Below are 15,511 nucleotides of genomic sequence, written 5' to 3' on the forward strand. Positions count from 1 at the left end.
GCTTACCGGCGAGGAGCAATCGCCGCCCGACGGGCGGGATCGACGGCCCAGGCCGCGGCGATGCCGATTGCATAGGCCAGCATATTCCACAGCGAGAATATCCGGCCAAGCAGCAGCGCGCCTGCCGTGGTCAGCCGAAACGCGTCGAGCCAGGGTCGTGTGATAGAGCCGAAACAATTCCACTGAGATCGCGATGAACAGCGCGATGATGGCAAGGACTGCCGGCCGGGACCGTGCAACGATCAGCGCCACCAGCAGATAGACCATCGCCCCCCAGAGTGCCGATCCACCATATTTGACGACGACGAAGGGCAGATCGACCGCATAGCCGAACCGTCTGAGTGCCAGCCCAAGCACGATCACCACAAGCAGAGCTGCAAGGCGAAGGAACTGCGCTTGAGAGCGAGTTTGGATGATTTCGCGCACTTGAACCTGACCTGTATCATCGGACGGTTGAGGTGGAGATATCGAATTTTCGAGAGGTGCTGCCTGCCATCTCAGGCTGGCGTCGCTTTCATCCGTGACCGCTGCAAAAACGAAAACAGCCGGGCTTTGTGAGCCCGGCTGTTTCTATCCGACGGAGCGGAAACCTTAAGCGGCGACGGCCTGCTCTTCGGCAGCGACGCGGGCCTTGTCGGCCGCGCCCTTGGCGAAGGTGTCGCGATCAACGAATTCGACAACGGCCATGGCGGCATTGTCGCCCTGGCGGAAGCCGGCCTTCATGATGCGCAGGTAGCCGCCGTTGCGGGTGGCGTAACGCGTTGCGATCGTGTCGAACAGCTTCGAAACGACGGCAGCATCGCGGATCTGCGAGATCGCCTGACGGCGAGCATGCAGGTCGCCGCGCTTGCCGAGCGTGACGAGCTTCTCGACGATCGGACGGATTTCCTTGGCCTTCGGCAGGGTCGTGACGATCTGTTCGTGGGTAATCAGCGAAGCCGCCATGTTGGCGAACATCGCCTTGCGGTGGCTTGCAGTTCTATTCAGCTTGCGGCCGGCTTTACCATGGCGCATTGCTATTCTCCTTTATTGCAGGTGCCCTTACGTTAATTGGGCCTGCCGTTTCCTGGCACATGCAGGCGATCGGCCTGCTGTTTGACGGGGAAAGGCAGCCGAAAGAGCCTGCCTTTTGTTTTCTCAGTACTGGTCTTCGTAACGCTTGGCGAGATCTTCGATGTTCTCGGGCGGCCATGCCGGCACTTCCATGCCGAGGTGCAGGCCCATGGAAGCGAGAACTTCCTTGATTTCGTTCAGCGACTTGCGACCAAAATTCGGCGTGCGGAGCATTTCTGCTTCGGTCTTCTGAATGAGGTCGCCGATGTAGACGATGTTGTCGTTCTTCAGGCAGTTTGCCGAACGGACCGACAGTTCGAGTTCGTCCACCTTCTTCAGGAGAGCCGGGTTGAAAGCGAGTTCGGTAACTGCTTCCTCTTCGGTTTCCTTCTGCGGCTCGTCGAAGTTGACGAAAACGCCAAGCTGATCCTGGAGAATGCGCGCCGCGAAAGCGACGGCGTCTTCGCCGGTGATCGAGCCATCGGTTTCGATGGTCATGTTCAGCTTGTCGTAGTCGAGAACCTGTCCTTCGCGGGTATTTTCAACCTTGTAGGACACCTTCTTGACCGGCGAATAGAGGCTGTCGACCGGGATGAGACCGATCGGAGCATCTTCCGCACGATTGCGCTCGGCCGGAACGTAGCCCTTGCCGTTGTTGACGGTGAATTCCATGCGGATTTCGGCGCCCTCGTCGAGCGTGCAGATGACATGCTCGGGGTTGAGGATTTCGATATCGCCGACCGTCTGGATGTCGCCAGCCGTCACAACACCCGGGCCCTGCTTACGCACAACCATGCGCTTTGCGTCGTCGCCATCCATCTTGATGGCGATTTCCTTGATGTTGAGCACGATATCCGTGACGTCTTCGCGGACGCCCGGAATCGAGGAGAATTCATGCAGCACGCCATCGATCTGCACCGCCGTGACGGCAGCGCCGCGCAGCGAGGAGAGCAGAACGCGGCGAAGCGCATTGCCGAGGGTCAGGCCGAAGCCGCGCTCCAGCGGTTCGGCAACAAGCGTCGCCCTGGTGCGCGAGCTTGAAGAGAAGTCCACCTTGTTCGGCTTGATCAGTTCCTGCCAGTTCTTCTGAATCATGAGTTTGCCTTCCGTTCGTTGCCACCATCCAATCGTGACAACCGAGCTTGAAAACCACCGGGAGCGCCGAGGCGCTCACCAGTGACGAGAGCGATGATCAGACGCGGCGCTTCTTGCGCGGACGGCAGCCATTGTGCGGGATCGGGGTCACGTCGCGGATGGACGTGATCATGAAACCTGCAGCCTGGAGCGCGCGCAGAGCCGATTCACGACCCGAACCCGGACCGCAGACTTCGACTTCCAGCGACTTCATGCCGTGTTCCTGAGCCTTCTTGGCGCAGTCTTCGGCAGCAATCTGGGCCGCGAACGGGGTCGACTTGCGCGAGCCCTTGAAGCCCTTGGCGCCAGCCGACGACCAAGCGATCGCATTGCCCTGCGCGTCGGTGATGGTGATCATCGTGTTATTGAAGGTCGAGTTGACGTGAGCGACACCCGACGAGATATTCTTGCGCTCGCGACGGCGAACGCGGACGGCTTCCTTAGCCATGGTATTCCTTTCGTTGATCTCTTCACCGCCGTAATGCCAGCGGCTACACCGGAACGGCGCCTATATGGTCCCGCTCCAAACTCAAAAGAGGCCGGCGCTAACCGCCAGCCTCCCCACCCCGGTTTCCCGGAAATTACTTCTTCTTGCCGGCGATTGCCTTTGCCGGACCCTTGCGGGTGCGGGCATTGGTGTGCGTGCGCTGACCGCGGACCGGAAGGCCGCGGCGATGACGCAGGCCACGGTAGCAGCCGAGATCCATCAGACGCTTGATGTTCATCGCGGTATCGCGACGAAGATCACCTTCGACCTGATAGTCGCGGTCGATGGCTTCGCGGATCTGAAGGACTTCAGCGTCCGTCAGCTGGTGCACACGACGTTCAGCCGGGATACCGACCTTCTCGACGATTTCCTGTGCGAATTTCGGACCGATCCCGTGAATGTAGGTCAGCGCGATAACAACGCGCTTCGCAGTCGGGATGTTGACGCCAGCGATACGTGCCACGCCTGTTCTCCTTGCATTCCAGTTGCCATCCGGCAAGTGGGCTTCGTTATGCGGTCTTTGGAACCGCTCGTTCAGATTTACGTCCGCAACATGTCAAAACGACCGCACCCGGACTTCCCTGGGAAATCCGCGCCGATCGCATGGAATGTCGCGAGTTGGCGCGGTGTTTAGCGGAATCAGTGCTGAAAAGCAACCGTTCCGCCAAGTTTATTTTCAAAGCCTTAAAGCTTGGAAAGAATGCTTTCCACCTCGGCCGTCACCTGATCGATCTCCGCCATGCCGTCTACGGACCTGAGTTTGCCCTTGGCATGGTAATAGCCGATCAGCGGTGAAGTTTCCTTGTAGTAGACCTGCAGCCGAGCCGTCATGGTCTCCGGGTTGTCGTCAGGACGGCGCTTGAAGTGCGTGGAACCGCACTTGTCGCACACGCCTTCGGCAGCCGGGACCTTATCGGTATCGTGATAGACGCTGCCGCACTGTGCGCAGGAGTAGCGACCTGCAACACGACGGACCAGTTCCTCATCGTCGACACGGAATTCGACGACGACGGAGAGGCTGAGACCCTTTGCCCTCAGCATCGCTTCGGTGGCATCCGCCTGGACGAGCGTCCTCGGGAAACCGTCGAGAATGAAGCCGTTGGCGCAATCGGGCTGATCGATTCGCTCGGAGACGATGGCGATGACGATCTCATCCGAGACAAGTTTGCCGGCATCCATCACCGCCTTGGCGCGCTTGCCGACATCCGTGCCGGCATTGACCGCTGCGCGCAGCATGTCCCCCGTGGAAAGCTGCGGAATGCCGTGCTTTTCCACGATCCGCTGGGCCTGGGTTCCCTTACCCGCGCCCGGCGGCCCTAAAAGGATAAGTCTCATCGCCCCCTCTTTCCTCCACGCAACTTCGATTTCTTGATCAGGCCTTCGTATTGCTGCGCGATCAGGTGACCCTGGATCTGTGCAACCGTATCAAGAGTTACGCTAACCACGATCAAAAGCGAAGTCCCACCAAGGGATAATGGAATGCCGGTTTGCGACACCAAGATCTCCGGAAGGATGCAGACGAAGACGAGATAGATCGCGCCGATCACCGTGATTCGGGTCAGCACATAGTCGATATATTCGGCGGTGCGCTCGCCGGGGCGGATGCCGGGAATGAAGCCGCCATGCTTCTTCAGATTGTCGGCCGTGTCCTTCGGATTGAAGACGATGGCCGTATAAAAGAAGGCGAAGAAGGCGATCAGCGCCGCATAGAGCACCATGTAGAGCGGCTGGCCATGGCCGAGCGCCGCAACGATCGACGTCGCCCAGGAGGGCATTGCCGTGTTGTTGGCAAAGCCCGCAAGCGTTGCCGGCAGCAGCAGCAGCGACGAGGCGAAGATCGCCGGAATGACGCCCGAAGTGTTGAGCTTCAGCGGCAGGTGCGAGGTATCGCCCTGGAACATGCGATTGCCGACCTGGCGCTTCGGATACTGGATCAACAGCCGGCGCTGCGCCCGCTCGACGAAGACGATGACGCCGATGACGCCGATCGCGACGATGATGACAAGCAGGATGAGGAAGGTCGACAGCGCGCCGGTGCGGCCGAGCTCGAGCGTGCCGGCAAGAGCTGTCGGAAGACCGGCGGCGATGCCGGCGAAGATGATCAGCGAGATGCCGTTGCCGATGCCGCGCGAGGTGATCTGCTCGCCGAGCCACATCAGGAACATCGTGCCGCCAAGCAGCGTCAGAACGGTGGAAACCCGGAAGAACCAGCCCGGATCGACGACGAGGCCCTGGCCGCTCTCAAGACCGGCGGCAATGCCGTAGGCCTGGAGCGCACCGAGGATGACCGTGCCATAGCGGGTATACTGGTTGATGATCTTGCGGCCCTGCTCGCCCTCCTTCTTAAGGTTTTCGAGCGCCGGCACGACCGATGTCATCAGCTGCACGATGATCGAAGCAGAGATATAGGGCATGATGCCGAGCGCGAAGATCGCCATGCGCTGCACGGCGCCGCCCGAAAACATGTTGAAAAGGCCGAGAATGCCGCCTGACTGGCCGCGGAAAGCCTGGGCATAGGCTTCGGGATTGAGGCCCGGAAGCGGAATATGGGTGCCGAGCCTGTAGACGAGGAGAGCTGCCAGTGTGAACCACAGGCGCTTCTTCAAATCCTCGGCTTTGGCAAAGGTCGAAAAATTGAGGTTGGATGCCAATTGTTCCGCTGCAGAAGCCATGCGATTCTCCGCGCTACCAATTCCGGCGTCTCTAGGGATAGGCCGGCCCGGAATCAGTATGAAAATTATTCAAAACCGGGTTCAGTACGGATTGCAGCGCAACCCCATGCCTCACCCTTGTTTTAGTCTTACCGGCATGACGCGGGCGCGCCAGCCAAGTTTTTGTGAGGCCCACATATGGGAGCAAAATCGCCCGGTGTGAAGCACCCCGGGCGATATATCATCAGATTATTATTCGGCTGCAGCCGGAGCCGAAAGCAGCGTCACGGCGCCGCCGGCCTTTTCGATCTTCTCGACGGCAGGCTTGGAAGCGCCTGCAACGACGATGGTGATCTTTGCCTTGAGCTCGCCGTCGCCGAGAACGCGAACGCCGTCCTTGGCGCGACGAATCACGCCGGCTGCCTTGAGAGCAGCTGCGTCGACGGTCGCCTTGGCATCGAGCTTGCCGGCGTCGATCGCCGCCTGAATGCGAGCCAGCGATACAACAACAAAATCGGAAGCGAAAATGTTGTTGAAGCCGCGCTTCGGCAGGCGACGATAGATCGGCATCTGGCCGCCTTCGAAGCCGTTGATGGCGACGCCCGAACGGGACTTCTGACCCTTCACACCGCGACCACCCGTCTTGCCCGAGCCCGAGCCGATACCGCGGCCGAGGCGCTTGCGGCTGTGAGTCGAGCCTTCGTTGTCTTTAATTTCATTGAGTTTCATGAGCGTTTCCTCCGTCTCACTTCTCGTCGACGACGCGAACGAGATGCTGGACAGCACGGATCATGCCACGAACGGAAGGAGTATCCTCCAGCGTGCGGCGACGATGCATCTTGTTCAGTCCGAGACCGATCAGCGTGCGCTGCTGAACGTCCGGACGGCGAATCGGGCTGCCGACCTGTTCGATCGTGACAGTCTTCGCTTCAGCCTTCTTGGTAGCCTTGGCCATCTGTCAAACTCCTCTTATTCTTCAGAGGCGTTGCCGGAGGCGCTACGACGAGCCTGCAGCGTTGCATACTTGATGCCGCGCTGAGCTGCGATGTCCTTCGGGTGAACCTGGTGCTTCAGAGCGTCGAAAGTGGCGCGAACCATGTTGTAGGGGTTCGACGAGCCAGTCGACTTGGCGACGACGTCGTGCATGCCGAGCGTTTCGAACACGGCGCGCATCGGACCGCCGGCGATGATGCCGGTACCGACCTTGGCCGAGCGCAGCAGAACCTTGCCGGCGCCGTGGCGGCCATGAACGTCGTGATGCAGCGTACGGCCGTCACGCAGCGGTACGAAGATCAGTTCGCGCTTGGCGGCTTCGGTTGCCTTGCGGATGGCTTCCGGCACCTCGCGTGCCTTGCCATGGCCGAAGCCAACGCGGCCCTTCTGGTCGCCAACGACGACGAGTGCGGCGAAACCAAAACGACGGCCGCCCTTGACGACCTTGGCGACGCGGTTGATCGCGACCAGCTTGTCGACGAATTCGCTATCGCGCTCTTCACGGCTCTGGCGGTCTTCCCGCTGCGGCCTTCTTTCCTGTGCCATTGTCCTCTTCCTTTTTCTTTTCCGGGTGCAATCGGCAAACGAATGTGGACCGCATCAGCCTCCCCTTCCGGAGAGTGCCTGCGGTCCGGCGAAAATCCGGCCGGCGCTGAAAGCGTCCGGCCGGAAACTGATCAGAAGGTGAGACCGCCTTCGCGGGCCGCATCGGCGAGAGCCTTGATGCGGCCGTGATAGATGAAGGCGCCACGGTCGAATACGACCTCGGTGACGCCCGCCTTCGAAGCGCGCTCTGCAACGAGCTTGCCGACGAGGGCAGCTGCTGCGGTGTCAGCACCGGTCTTCAGAGAACCGCGCAGATCCTTATCGAGGGTCGATGCAGCGGCAAGCGTCTTGCCGGCAACATCGTCGATAACCTGAGCGTAGATGTTCTTCGAGGAGCGATGAACCGACAGGCGCGGACGGCCGTTGGCCACCGACTTGAGATGACGGCGCACGCGGTTGGCACGACGTGCAAGTGCTTCTTTCCTGCTAGCCATTTCGCGTGATCCTTACTTCTTCTTGCCTTCTTTGCGGACGATCCGCTCGTCAGCGTACTTGACGCCCTTGCCCTTGTAGGGCTCAGGACCGCGATATTCGCGGATTTCGGCGGCGACCTGACCGACCTGCTGCTTATTGATGCCGGAGACAACAATTTCAGTCGGCTTCGGAACGACGATCGTGATGCCGACCGGCGGTTCATAGATCACGTCATGGCTGAAACCGAGGGCCAGCTGCAGGTTCTTGCCCTGCAGCGAGGCGCGGTAACCGACGCCGTTGATTTCGAGCTTGCGCTCAAAGCCGTCCTTGACGCCCTTGAAGATGCCTTCGATCATCGTGCGGGACATGCCCCACTTCGAACGTGCATCCTTGGTCTGGTTTACGGGCGTCACGACGACCGCGTTGTTTTCGAGCTTGAGGCTGATTTCGTCGTTAGCAACGAAAAACAGCTCGCCCTTCGGGCCCTTTGCAGTGACCTTCTGGCCATCGACCGTAGCCGTGATCCCAGCAGGCACCTGAACGGGCTTTTTACCGATACGAGACATGTTTCAATCCTGTCTGTTCGCTATGGAGATCTCTGCCCGATCTTAGAAGACCGAGCAAAGAACCTCGCCGCCAACGTTCTGTTCGCGAGCCTGGTGATCGGCCATCACACCCTTCGGAGTCGAAAGGATGGTGATGCCGAGGCCGTTCGCGACCTGCGGAATGGACTTGACCGAGACATAAACCCGGCGGCCCGGCTTGGACACACGGCCGATCTCACGGATCACCGATGCGCCTTCATAATATTTCAGCTCGATGCTGAGCTCCGACTTGCCATTGCCGAAATCGACAACGGAATAGCCACGGATGTAGCCTTCAGACTGCAGAACATCGAGAACACGTGCACGGAGCTTGGACGCAGGCGTCGAGACCGACGACTTGCGGCGGGAAGCGCCGTTACGGATACGGGTGAGCATATCGCCCAACGGATCAGTCATTGTCATGTAACCTGCTCCTTACCAGCTCGACTTGACGATACCCGGCACCTTGCCGAGATTGCCCAGTTCACGCAGCGCAATACGCGACATGCGCAGTTTGCGGTAATATGCGCGCGGACGCCCCGAGACTTCGCAACGGTTGCGAATACGGGTCTTCGATCCATCACGCGGCAGGGATGCCAGCTTGATCGAGGCCTTGAACCGCTCTTCGATCGGAAGAGCCTGGTTCATGATGATCGCCTTCAACGCAGCCCGCTTAGCGGCCTGGTTGGCGACCGTAGTACGGCGGCGCTTGTTCTTTTCAACTGCGCTTGTCTTCGCCATGTCAGGTTCCTTTTCTACGCTCGTCGTTACGGTTATTGACGGAACGGGAAGCTGAACTCTTTCAAAAGAGCCCGCGCTTCGTCGTCGGTCGTCGCCGTCGTGCAAACGATAATGTCCATGCCCCACATCTGATCAACCTTGTCGTAGTTGATCTCAGGGAACACAATGTGCTCCTTGATGCCCATGGCGAAGTTGCCACGGCCGTCAAAGCTTTTCGGGTTCAGGCCGCGAAAGTCGCGAACGCGCGGCAGCGCGATGTTCACGAGACGGTCCAGGAACTCATACATGCGGGCGCCGCGCAGGGTGACCTTCGCGCCGATCGGCATCTGTTCGCGGACCTTGAAGCCTGCGATGGAGTTGCGGGCGCGGGTGATGACCGGCTTCTGGCCGGCGATCGCTGCGAGGTCGGCGGCAGCTACCGTCGGCTTCTTCGAGTCAGCGGTTGCTTCGCCGACACCCATGTTGATCACGATCTTGTCGAGCTTCGGGATCATCATCTCGTTGGCGTAGGAGAACTGCTCCTGCATCGCCTTGCGGATGCGCTCGACATATTCCTTCTTGAGCCGCGGCTCGTATTTTGCCTCAGCCATCGATCACTTCTCCAGAACGCTTGGCCACACGGACCTTCTTGCCGTCAACAACCTTGAAACCGACGCGGGTCGGCTTGCCGTCCTTGTCGATGATTGCAACGTTGGACAGGTGAACCGGGGCTTCCTTGTTGATGATGCCGGCTTCCTGGGTCTGCGTCTGGCGCTGATGGCGCTTGACGACGTTGACGCCACGAACAACGGCACGATCTTCCTTCGGCATGACCTGGACAACTTCGCCGGTACGGCCCTTGTCCTTGCCAGCGAGCATGACGACCTTGTCGCCCTTACGAATCTTCTGCATCGCTTTGCTCCTTACAGTACTTCGGGAGCCAGCGAGATGATCTTCATGTGGTTCTTGGCGCGAAGTTCGCGCGGAACCGGTCCGAAGATACGGGTGCCGATCGGCTCTTTTTTGTTGTCGATGAGGACTGCTGCGTTGGTGTCGAAGCGGATCACAGAGCCATCCGGACGACGGATGTCCTTGGCGGTGCGAACGACAACCGCCTTCATCACGTCACCCTTCTTCACACGGCCACGCGGGATCGCTTCCTTGATCGAAACGACGATGACGTCGCCGATCGAGGCATACTTGCGCTTCGAGCCGCCCAGCACCTTGATGCACATGACACGACGTGCGCCGGAATTATCCGCGACGTCGAGGTTTGTTTGCATCTGAATCATATCAGGTCGCCTTCTTGGTTTACCGGAATGGTTGGGCTAGCCCCCTACTCCGGCTTATGAAAATTTTCGCCGGCCGAGCTGCCATGACGGCAGCACAGACACGGCAATGCTGAATAGCGCGGGATCGATCGTGCCAGGGTGGTTTCCCGAAGGACCTTCCGTGCGCTCAAAGCAAAAGAACGCCCGGCATTCGAGCGTTCTGACGCTGCTTCATACAGATATTTCGGCGAGACGCAAGGCCTCGCACAAAATTCTGTTTACTGACCCTGGGCGGAAATGACCGTCCAGCGCTTGTCCTTGGAGATCGGCGCGCATTCCTCGATGGATACGGTATCGCCAATCTTGTACTGGTTGTTCTCGTCGTGGGCCTTGTACTTCTTGGAACGACGAACGGTCTTCTGGAGCAGCGGGTGAGCGAAACGACGCTCGACGCGAACCACTACCGTCTTCTCGTTCTTGTCGCCAACGACGACGCCCTGCAGGATGCGCTTCGGCATATTTTTCTTCCTTTAGGCCTTAACTTCTGCCGCCTTCTGGCGGGCAATGGTTTTCACGCGGGCGATGTCCTTGCGGACTTCGTTGATGCGCGAGGACTTTTCGAGCTGGCCGGTCGCCTTCTGGAAGCGCAGGTTGAACTGCTCCTTCTTCAGCTTGGCAAGCTCGTCCTTGAGTTGGTCGGCGGTGAAACCGCGAACATCTGAGGCTTTCATGAGCTCAATCCCTTACTCTGCAATGCGCTGAACGAAGCGCGTCTTGACCGAGAGTTTGGCAGAGCCGAGACGAAGCGCCTCACGGGCGATTTCTTCGCTGACACCGTCGATCTCGAACATCATACGGCCGGGCTTGACCTTGCATGCCCAGTATTCAACGGAGCCCTTACCCTTACCCATGCGGACTTCGGTCGGCTTAGCGGTTACCGGAACGTCCGGGAACACGCGGATCCACACACGGCCGGCGCGCTTCATGTAACGCGTGATCGCACGGCGAGCCGCTTCGATCTCGCGTGCATTGACGCGGTTGGGTTCCTGAGCCTTCAGGCCGAATTCGCCGAATGCCAGGTCAGAACCACCCTTGGCGACACCCTTGATGCGGCCCTTGAATTGCTTGCGGTACTTAGTACGCTTTGGCTGCAACATTTTCTTACTTCTCCGAGCTTATCTTTCGCCAGCGCTAATTACGCGTTGTCGCGTTCGCGGCGACGATCGCCACGGTCGCGTTCGCGGCTTGCCGGACCCTGTGCGTCGCCTTCCAGCGCGCGACGTTCGGAAGCCATCGGATCGTGCTCAAGGATTTCGCCCTTGAAGATCCAGACCTTGATGCCGCAGATACCGAATGCGGTTTCTGCTTCGGCCGTGCCGTAGTCGATGTCGGCGCGCAGCGTGTGCAGCGGCACACGACCTTCGCGGTACCATTCCGTACGGGCGATTTCAGCGCCGCCGAGACGACCAGCGCAGGTGATCTTGATGCCTTCGGCGCCAAGACGCATCGCGGACTGAACAGCGCGCTTCATGGCGCGGCGGAAAGCCACGCGGCGCTCGAGCTGCTGGGCGATCGACTGAGCGACCAGCGTTGCGTCGACTTCGGGCTTGCGCACTTCAACGATGTTGAGGTGCGTTTCCGAATTGGTCATGTCCGACAGCTTCTTGCGGAGCTTGTCGATGTCTGCGCCCTTGCGGCCAATGATCAGGCCCGGGCGTGCCGAGTGGATCGTGACGCGGCACTTCTTGTGCGGACGCTCGATGACCACCTTGGATATCCCGGCCTGCTTCAGTTCGCTCATGACGAACTTGCGCATCTTCAGGTCTTCGTGCAGCAGCTGGCCGTACTCGGCATTGTCCGCGAACCAGCGGCTATCCCAGGTACGGTTGATGCCAAGACGGAAACCGATTGGATTGATTTTCTGACCCATTATGCGGCCTCCTCTACTGCCTGCACTTCACGAACGACGATCGTCAGGTGCGCGAAAGGCTTCTCGATGCGCGACGCGCGACCGCGGCCACGAGCGTGGAAACGCTTCATGACGATCGACTTGCCGACATAGGCCTCGGCGACGACGAGAGCGTCGACGTCGAGATCGTGGTTGTTCTCGGCGTTGGCGATCGCGGATTCGAGCGTCTTCTTGACGGCTCCTGCGATGCGCTTGCGGGAGAACTCCAGCTCAGCGAGTGCGCGCTCGACCTTCTTGCCGCGGATAGCCGCAGCAACCAGATTGAGCTTCTGGGGGCTGACGCGGAGCGTGCGGGCGACTGCTTGCGCCTCGTTGTCCTTCAGCCGGCGTTCGGCTTTTGCCTTGCCCATTGTTACTTCCTCTTCGCCTTCTTGTCCGCGCCGTGACCGTAGTAGGTGCGGGTCGGAGAGAATTCACCGAATTTGTGGCCGACCATGTCTTCATTGACGCTGACCGGGATATGCTTGCTGCCGTTGTAGACGCCGAAGGTAAGACCGACGAACTGCGGCAGGATCGTGGAGCGACGGCTCCAGATCTTGATCACTTCTGCACGTCCGCCTTCACGAACCTTCTCAGCCTTCTTGAGAAGATAGCCGTCAACGAACGGACCTTTCCATACTGAACGAGCCATTGGAGACTTCCTCTCTTACTTCTTACGCTGATGACGCGAGCGCATGATCATCTTGTCGGTCGACTTGTTCGACCGGGTGCGCTTGCCCTTGGTCGGCTTGCCCCACGGTGTCACCGGATGGCGACCACCGGAAGTGCGGCCTTCACCACCGCCGTGCGGATGGTCGACCGGGTTCATGACGACACCGCGGTTATGCGGACGCTTGCCGCGCCAAACGGTACGACCGGCCTTGCCGTCGTTGATATTGGCGTGGTCCGGGTTGGAGACGGCGCCGATCGAAGCAAGGCAGGAGCCATGAACGAGACGCTGTTCACCAGAGTTCAGGCGAAGGATCGCCATGCCCTGGTCACGGCCGACGAGCTGTGCGTAGCCACCGGCGGAGCGAGCGATCTGACCGCCCTTGCCCGGCTTCATTTCCACGTTGTGGATGATGGAGCCGACCGGGATGAACTGCAGCGGCATGGTGTTGCCGGGCTTGACGTCGACAGCCTTCTCGGAAGCGATGACCTTGTCACCGGCAGCGAGGCGCTGAGGAGCGAGGATATAAGCCTTCTCGCCGTCAGCATAGGTTACCAGCGCGATGAAAGCCGTGCGGTTCGGATCGTATTCGATACGCTCGACCGTGCCTTCGACGTCGAACTTGCGACGCTTGAAGTCGATCAGACGATAGGTGCGCTTGTGACCGCCGCCGATGAAACGGGCGGTGATGCGACCGAGGTTGTTACGACCGCCGCTCTTGGTCAGGCCTTCCGTCAGCGCCTTGACCGGCTTGCCCTTGTAGAGGGCCGAACGGTCGACGATGACCAGCTGGCGCTGGCTCGGGGTGATCGGATTGAATGTTTTCAATGCCATTTTCTTATACCTCAGAGACCGGTGGAGACGTCGATCGTCTGGCCTTCAGCCAGGGTCACAACAGCCTTCTTCACGTCCTTCTGCTTGCCGACGAAACCGCGGAACCGCTTGGTCTTGCCCTTGCGCAGCAGAGTGTTGACGGCCGTAACCTTGACGCCGAACAGCGCCTCGACAGCAGCCTTGATTTCCGGCTTCGTCGCCTGCTTGGCGACATTGAAAACAACCTGGTTGTTTTCGGAGACCAGCGTGGACTTTTCGGTGATCGCCGGAGAGACGATCACATCGTAGTGGCGAAGATCGGTCACTTGAATCGCTCCTCTAGCGCTTCAACCGCAGCCTTGGAAAGCACGAGCTTGCCGCGGCGCACGATGTCGTAAACGTTGATGCCCTGGATCGGCAGAACATCGATGTTCGGGATGTTCTGAGCTGCGAGCTTGAAGTTGCCGTCAAGTTCTGCGCCACCGATGAAGAGGGCGTTGGTCAGGCCGAGCGTCTCGAATACAGACGCGAGAGCCTTGGTCTTGGCTTCAGTTGCAACCAGGTTGTCGATGACGATGACGTCATCGGCCTTGATCTTGGCCGAAAGAGCGTGGCGCAGGCCGAGTGCACGAACCTTCTTCGGAAGGTCATGCTCGTGGCTGCGGACAACCGGGCCGTGAGCCTTGCCGCCGCCGCGGAACTGCGGAGCGCGAGCGGAATGGTGGCGGGCGCGGCCCGTACCCTTCTGCTTGTACATCTTGGCGCCGGTGCGCGAAACTTCAGCGCGGCCCTTTGCCTTGTGGGTGCCCTGCTGCTTCTTGGCAAGCTGCCAGCGGATGACGCGGGCGAGAATGTCTTCGCGGGGCTCGAGGCCGAAAATCGCATCAGAAAGAGAAACCTTCCCTGCGTCTTTTCCCTCGAGGGTCTTGACGTTGAATTCCATTGGTCCGGCTCCTTACTTCGCTGCCGACTTGACGGCATCGCGCACGATGATCCAGGCACCCTTGGAACCGGGCACTGCACCCTTGATCAGGATCAGACCGCGATCTTCATCGGTCGAAACCACTTCCAGGTTCTGAGTCGTAACGCGCGTCTGGCCCATGTGACCAGCCATCTTCTTGTTCTTGAATACCTTGCCCGGATCCTGGCGCGAGCCGGTCGAACCGTGCGAGCGGTGCGACACCGACACACCGTGCGTGGCGCGCAGACCGCCGAAACCATGGCGCTTCATGGCGCCGGCAAAACCCTTACCGATCGTCGTGCCCGTCACGTCGACGAGCTGACCGGCTGCAAAGTGACCGGCCTTAAGCTCAGTACCGATCTCCAGAAGATTATCTTCCGAGACGCGGAATTCCTGAAGCTTCGCCTTCGGCTCGACGTTGGCGACAGCAAAGTTGCCGCGCATCGCCTTCGACGTGTTCTTCACCTTCGCCTGGCCGGCACCGAGCTGAACTGCGGTATAGCCATTCTCTTCGACAGTACGCGTGGCAACGACCTGGACGGCCTCCATGCGCAGTACCGTTACCGGGACATGCTCACCGGCGTCGTTATAGACGCGGGTCATTCCCACCTTCTGTGCAATCACACCTGAACGCATCGGTTCAATCCTTCTCACTCAGCCCGAAGACCCGAGGTCTCAGAGCTTGATCTCAACATCGACACCGGCGGCGAGATCGAGCTTCATCAGCGCGTCTACCGTCTGCGGGGTCGGGTCAACGATATCGAGAAGGCGCTTGTGCGTGCGCATCTCGAACTGTTCACGGCTCTTCTTGTCGATGTGCGGGGACCGGTTGACCGTAAACTTCTCGATGCGGGTCGGAAGCGGAACGGGGCCCCGGACGCTTGCACCGGTGCGCTTAGCCGTCGATACGATCTCGCGCGTGGAGGCATCGAGAATCCGGTGATCGAACGCCTTCAGGCGGATGCGGATATTCTGGCCGTTCATTCGACTTTATCCTTGTGTCTGTTATCCGCGTGTCACCATTCAGGGACACGACTTACCTTCAGTTACGTTAGCGGGCCACCGGTTTCAAAGATCGAGAGGGACACCGAGATCGGCGTCCCCATCCTTTCCTTGGGCCTGGTGGCCCAGCCGCTCATTACTCGACGATCGAAGCAACGATACCGGCGCCGACGGTGCGGCCGCCTTCGCGGATGGCGAAGCGCA

At 59.7% G+C, this 15,511-nt stretch carries 27 protein-coding genes and 1 pseudogene; all 28 read right to left on the reverse strand.

The annotated features are described in order from the left end of the window. Positions 1-2 precede the first annotated feature (2 nt). The 28 genes and pseudogenes from ATY29_RS22145 to rpsJ all read right to left on the reverse strand — a co-directional run bounded on the left by ATY29_RS22145 (position 3) and on the right by rpsJ (position 15,289). Positions 3-426: pseudogene (locus tag ATY29_RS22145) on the reverse strand (ribosomal maturation YjgA family protein). Between the two features lie 165 nt (positions 427-591). Beyond that, entirely contained in the window at positions 592-1,014 is a 423-nt protein-coding gene (gene rplQ, locus ATY29_RS22150; RefSeq protein WP_003573769.1) for a 50S ribosomal protein L17, read from the reverse strand. A 123-nt stretch (positions 1,015-1,137) separates the two neighbouring features. After that, positions 1,138-2,148 (reverse strand): DNA-directed RNA polymerase subunit alpha, encoded by a 1,011-nt coding sequence (locus tag ATY29_RS22155; RefSeq protein ID WP_097537344.1) that lies wholly within the window; start codon positions 2,146-2,148, stop codon positions 1,138-1,140. Positions 2,149-2,245: 97 nt separating this feature from the next. Then, the gene (rpsK, locus tag ATY29_RS22160) at positions 2,246-2,635 is read right to left on the reverse strand and encodes a 30S ribosomal protein S11 (protein WP_003547577.1); all 390 of its coding nucleotides are present in this window, start codon (positions 2,633-2,635) and stop codon (positions 2,246-2,248) included. Between the two features lie 133 nt (positions 2,636-2,768). Then, positions 2,769-3,137 (reverse strand): 30S ribosomal protein S13, encoded by a 369-nt coding sequence (gene rpsM / locus ATY29_RS22165; RefSeq protein WP_003573772.1) that lies wholly within the window; start codon positions 3,135-3,137, stop codon positions 2,769-2,771. A 221-nt stretch (positions 3,138-3,358) separates the two neighbouring features. Then, entirely contained in the window at positions 3,359-4,009 is a 651-nt protein-coding gene (locus tag ATY29_RS22170) for an adenylate kinase (protein ID WP_003578673.1), read from the reverse strand. Beyond that, complete coding sequence (gene secY, locus ATY29_RS22175; protein ID WP_097537345.1) at positions 4,006-5,346, reverse strand: preprotein translocase subunit SecY; 1,341 nt, start codon at positions 5,344-5,346, stop codon at positions 4,006-4,008. The genes ATY29_RS22170 and secY overlap by 4 nt, the downstream gene beginning before the upstream one ends. Positions 5,347-5,577: 231 nt before the next feature. After that, positions 5,578-6,054, reverse strand: a complete 477-nt coding sequence (gene rplO / locus ATY29_RS22180) for a 50S ribosomal protein L15 (protein ID WP_003573778.1) — start codon at positions 6,052-6,054, stop codon at positions 5,578-5,580. A gap of 16 nt (positions 6,055-6,070) precedes the next feature. Next, complete coding sequence (gene rpmD, locus ATY29_RS22185; RefSeq protein ID WP_003573781.1) at positions 6,071-6,280, reverse strand: 50S ribosomal protein L30; 210 nt, start codon at positions 6,278-6,280, stop codon at positions 6,071-6,073. Between the two features lie 14 nt (positions 6,281-6,294). Beyond that, complete coding sequence (rpsE, locus tag ATY29_RS22190) at positions 6,295-6,864, reverse strand: 30S ribosomal protein S5 (protein WP_003573784.1); 570 nt, start codon at positions 6,862-6,864, stop codon at positions 6,295-6,297. 131 nt (positions 6,865-6,995) lie between these two features. Next, on the reverse strand, positions 6,996-7,358 hold the full coding sequence (gene rplR / locus ATY29_RS22195) for a 50S ribosomal protein L18 (protein ID WP_003573785.1): 363 nt from the start codon (positions 7,356-7,358) through the stop codon (positions 6,996-6,998). 12 nt (positions 7,359-7,370) lie between these two features. Beyond that, positions 7,371-7,904, reverse strand: a complete 534-nt coding sequence (rplF, locus tag ATY29_RS22200; protein WP_003573786.1) for a 50S ribosomal protein L6 — start codon at positions 7,902-7,904, stop codon at positions 7,371-7,373. Between the two features lie 42 nt (positions 7,905-7,946). Continuing rightward, positions 7,947-8,345 (reverse strand): 30S ribosomal protein S8, encoded by a 399-nt coding sequence (gene rpsH, locus ATY29_RS22205; RefSeq protein ID WP_003547562.1) that lies wholly within the window; start codon positions 8,343-8,345, stop codon positions 7,947-7,949. 12 nt (positions 8,346-8,357) lie between these two features. Further along, entirely contained in the window at positions 8,358-8,663 is a 306-nt protein-coding gene (gene rpsN, locus ATY29_RS22210) for a 30S ribosomal protein S14 (RefSeq protein ID WP_003573787.1), read from the reverse strand. Positions 8,664-8,695: 32 nt separating this feature from the next. After that, complete coding sequence (gene rplE, locus ATY29_RS22215) at positions 8,696-9,253, reverse strand: 50S ribosomal protein L5 (RefSeq protein ID WP_003573788.1); 558 nt, start codon at positions 9,251-9,253, stop codon at positions 8,696-8,698. After that, the gene (gene rplX, locus ATY29_RS22220; protein WP_003547559.1) at positions 9,246-9,554 is read right to left on the reverse strand and encodes a 50S ribosomal protein L24; all 309 of its coding nucleotides are present in this window, start codon (positions 9,552-9,554) and stop codon (positions 9,246-9,248) included. Before rplX ends, rplE begins: the two co-directional genes overlap by 8 nt. An 11-nt stretch (positions 9,555-9,565) precedes the next feature. Then, entirely contained in the window at positions 9,566-9,934 is a 369-nt protein-coding gene (gene rplN / locus ATY29_RS22225) for a 50S ribosomal protein L14 (protein WP_003573790.1), read from the reverse strand. A 257-nt stretch (positions 9,935-10,191) separates the two neighbouring features. Further along, positions 10,192-10,431 (reverse strand): 30S ribosomal protein S17, encoded by a 240-nt coding sequence (gene rpsQ / locus ATY29_RS22230; RefSeq protein ID WP_003573791.1) that lies wholly within the window; start codon positions 10,429-10,431, stop codon positions 10,192-10,194. A 12-nt stretch (positions 10,432-10,443) separates the two neighbouring features. After that, on the reverse strand, positions 10,444-10,644 hold the full coding sequence (gene rpmC / locus ATY29_RS22235; RefSeq protein WP_003547556.1) for a 50S ribosomal protein L29: 201 nt from the start codon (positions 10,642-10,644) through the stop codon (positions 10,444-10,446). A 12-nt stretch (positions 10,645-10,656) separates the two neighbouring features. Then, the gene (rplP, locus tag ATY29_RS22240) at positions 10,657-11,070 is read right to left on the reverse strand and encodes a 50S ribosomal protein L16 (RefSeq protein WP_003573792.1); all 414 of its coding nucleotides are present in this window, start codon (positions 11,068-11,070) and stop codon (positions 10,657-10,659) included. Positions 11,071-11,108: 38 nt separating this feature from the next. Then, positions 11,109-11,843, reverse strand: coding sequence for a 30S ribosomal protein S3 (gene rpsC / locus ATY29_RS22245; RefSeq protein WP_003573793.1), 735 nt, complete (start codon positions 11,841-11,843; stop codon positions 11,109-11,111). Beyond that, positions 11,843-12,232, reverse strand: a complete 390-nt coding sequence (gene rplV / locus ATY29_RS22250; protein WP_003573794.1) for a 50S ribosomal protein L22 — start codon at positions 12,230-12,232, stop codon at positions 11,843-11,845. The genes rpsC and rplV overlap by 1 nt, the downstream gene beginning before the upstream one ends. 2 nt (positions 12,233-12,234) lie before the next feature. Beyond that, the gene (gene rpsS, locus ATY29_RS22255) at positions 12,235-12,513 is read right to left on the reverse strand and encodes a 30S ribosomal protein S19 (protein WP_003573797.1); all 279 of its coding nucleotides are present in this window, start codon (positions 12,511-12,513) and stop codon (positions 12,235-12,237) included. Positions 12,514-12,528: 15 nt separating this feature from the next. Next, entirely contained in the window at positions 12,529-13,365 is an 837-nt protein-coding gene (gene rplB / locus ATY29_RS22260; protein ID WP_003573799.1) for a 50S ribosomal protein L2, read from the reverse strand. A gap of 11 nt (positions 13,366-13,376) precedes the next feature. Next, positions 13,377-13,670 carry a 50S ribosomal protein L23 gene (locus tag ATY29_RS22265; RefSeq protein ID WP_003547550.1) on the reverse strand — a complete coding sequence of 98 codons (294 nt, stop codon included), beginning with the start codon at positions 13,668-13,670 and terminating at the stop codon, positions 13,377-13,379. After that, entirely contained in the window at positions 13,667-14,287 is a 621-nt protein-coding gene (gene rplD / locus ATY29_RS22270; protein WP_003573800.1) for a 50S ribosomal protein L4, read from the reverse strand. The genes ATY29_RS22265 and rplD overlap by 4 nt, the downstream gene beginning before the upstream one ends. A 12-nt stretch (positions 14,288-14,299) precedes the next feature. Then, a complete protein-coding gene (rplC, locus tag ATY29_RS22275; RefSeq protein ID WP_097537346.1) occupies positions 14,300-14,941 on the reverse strand; it encodes a 50S ribosomal protein L3 in 642 nt (213 codons plus the stop codon). 39 nt (positions 14,942-14,980) lie between these two features. Then, entirely contained in the window at positions 14,981-15,289 is a 309-nt protein-coding gene (gene rpsJ / locus ATY29_RS22280) for a 30S ribosomal protein S10 (protein WP_003547547.1), read from the reverse strand. Positions 15,290-15,511 lie beyond the last annotated feature (222 nt).

This window comes from Rhizobium hidalgonense (assembly GCF_002914525.1).
GTDB lineage: Bacteria > Pseudomonadota > Alphaproteobacteria > Rhizobiales > Rhizobiaceae > Rhizobium > Rhizobium hidalgonense.

Bases quoted from the DNA above. Each gene is read 5' to 3' on its own strand.
- rplF (WP_003573786.1), bottom strand. From the start codon at position 7,904: ATGTCTCGTATCGGTAAAAAGCCCGTTCAGGTGCCTGCTGGGATCACG.
- rplD (WP_003573800.1), bottom strand. From the start codon at position 14,287: ATGGAATTCAACGTCAAGACCCTCGAGGGAAAAGACGCAGGGAAGGTT.
- rpsS (WP_003573797.1), bottom strand. From the start codon at position 12,513: ATGGCTCGTTCAGTATGGAAAGGTCCGTTCGTTGACGGCTATCTTCTC.
- rplB (WP_003573799.1), bottom strand. From the start codon at position 13,365: ATGGCATTGAAAACATTCAATCCGATCACCCCGAGCCAGCGCCAGCTG.
- rplC (WP_097537346.1), bottom strand. From the start codon at position 14,941: ATGCGTTCAGGTGTGATTGCACAGAAGGTGGGAATGACCCGCGTCTAT.
- rpmD (WP_003573781.1), bottom strand. From the start codon at position 6,280: ATGGCCAAGGCTACCAAGAAGGCTGAAGCGAAGACTGTCACGATCGAA.
- rplR (WP_003573785.1), bottom strand. From the start codon at position 7,358: ATGGCTAGCAGGAAAGAAGCACTTGCACGTCGTGCCAACCGCGTGCGC.
- rpsC (WP_003573793.1), bottom strand. From the start codon at position 11,843: ATGGGTCAGAAAATCAATCCAATCGGTTTCCGTCTTGGCATCAACCGT.
- rpmC (WP_003547556.1), bottom strand. From the start codon at position 10,644: ATGAAAGCCTCAGATGTTCGCGGTTTCACCGCCGACCAACTCAAGGAC.
- rpsJ (WP_003547547.1), bottom strand. From the start codon at position 15,289: ATGAACGGCCAGAATATCCGCATCCGCCTGAAGGCGTTCGATCACCGG.
- rplV (WP_003573794.1), bottom strand. From the start codon at position 12,232: ATGGGCAAGGCAAAAGCCGAACGCCGGCTGAAGGACAACGAGGCGCAA.
- ATY29_RS22170 (WP_003578673.1), bottom strand. From the start codon at position 4,009: ATGAGACTTATCCTTTTAGGGCCGCCGGGCGCGGGTAAGGGAACCCAG.
- rpsE (WP_003573784.1), bottom strand. From the start codon at position 6,864: ATGGCACAGGAAAGAAGGCCGCAGCGGGAAGACCGCCAGAGCCGTGAA.
- rplX (WP_003547559.1), bottom strand. From the start codon at position 9,554: ATGCAGAAGATTCGTAAGGGCGACAAGGTCGTCATGCTCGCTGGCAAG.
- rplN (WP_003573790.1), bottom strand. From the start codon at position 9,934: ATGATTCAGATGCAAACAAACCTCGACGTCGCGGATAATTCCGGCGCA.
- secY (WP_097537345.1), bottom strand. From the start codon at position 5,346: ATGGCTTCTGCAGCGGAACAATTGGCATCCAACCTCAATTTTTCGACC.
- rpsK (WP_003547577.1), bottom strand. From the start codon at position 2,635: ATGGCTAAGGAAGCCGTCCGCGTTCGCCGTCGCGAGCGCAAGAATATC.
- rplO (WP_003573778.1), bottom strand. From the start codon at position 6,054: ATGAAACTCAATGAAATTAAAGACAACGAAGGCTCGACTCACAGCCGC.
- rpsQ (WP_003573791.1), bottom strand. From the start codon at position 10,431: ATGCCGAAGCGCATCCTGCAGGGCGTCGTCGTTGGCGACAAGAACGAG.
- ATY29_RS22155 (WP_097537344.1), bottom strand. From the start codon at position 2,148: ATGATTCAGAAGAACTGGCAGGAACTGATCAAGCCGAACAAGGTGGAC.
- rplE (WP_003573788.1), bottom strand. From the start codon at position 9,253: ATGGCTGAGGCAAAATACGAGCCGCGGCTCAAGAAGGAATATGTCGAG.
- rpsH (WP_003547562.1), bottom strand. From the start codon at position 8,345: ATGACAATGACTGATCCGTTGGGCGATATGCTCACCCGTATCCGTAAC.
- rplQ (WP_003573769.1), bottom strand. From the start codon at position 1,014: ATGCGCCATGGTAAAGCCGGCCGCAAGCTGAATAGAACTGCAAGCCAC.
- rpsN (WP_003573787.1), bottom strand. From the start codon at position 8,663: ATGGCGAAGACAAGCGCAGTTGAAAAGAACAAGCGCCGCCGTACTACG.
- rplP (WP_003573792.1), bottom strand. From the start codon at position 11,070: ATGTTGCAGCCAAAGCGTACTAAGTACCGCAAGCAATTCAAGGGCCGC.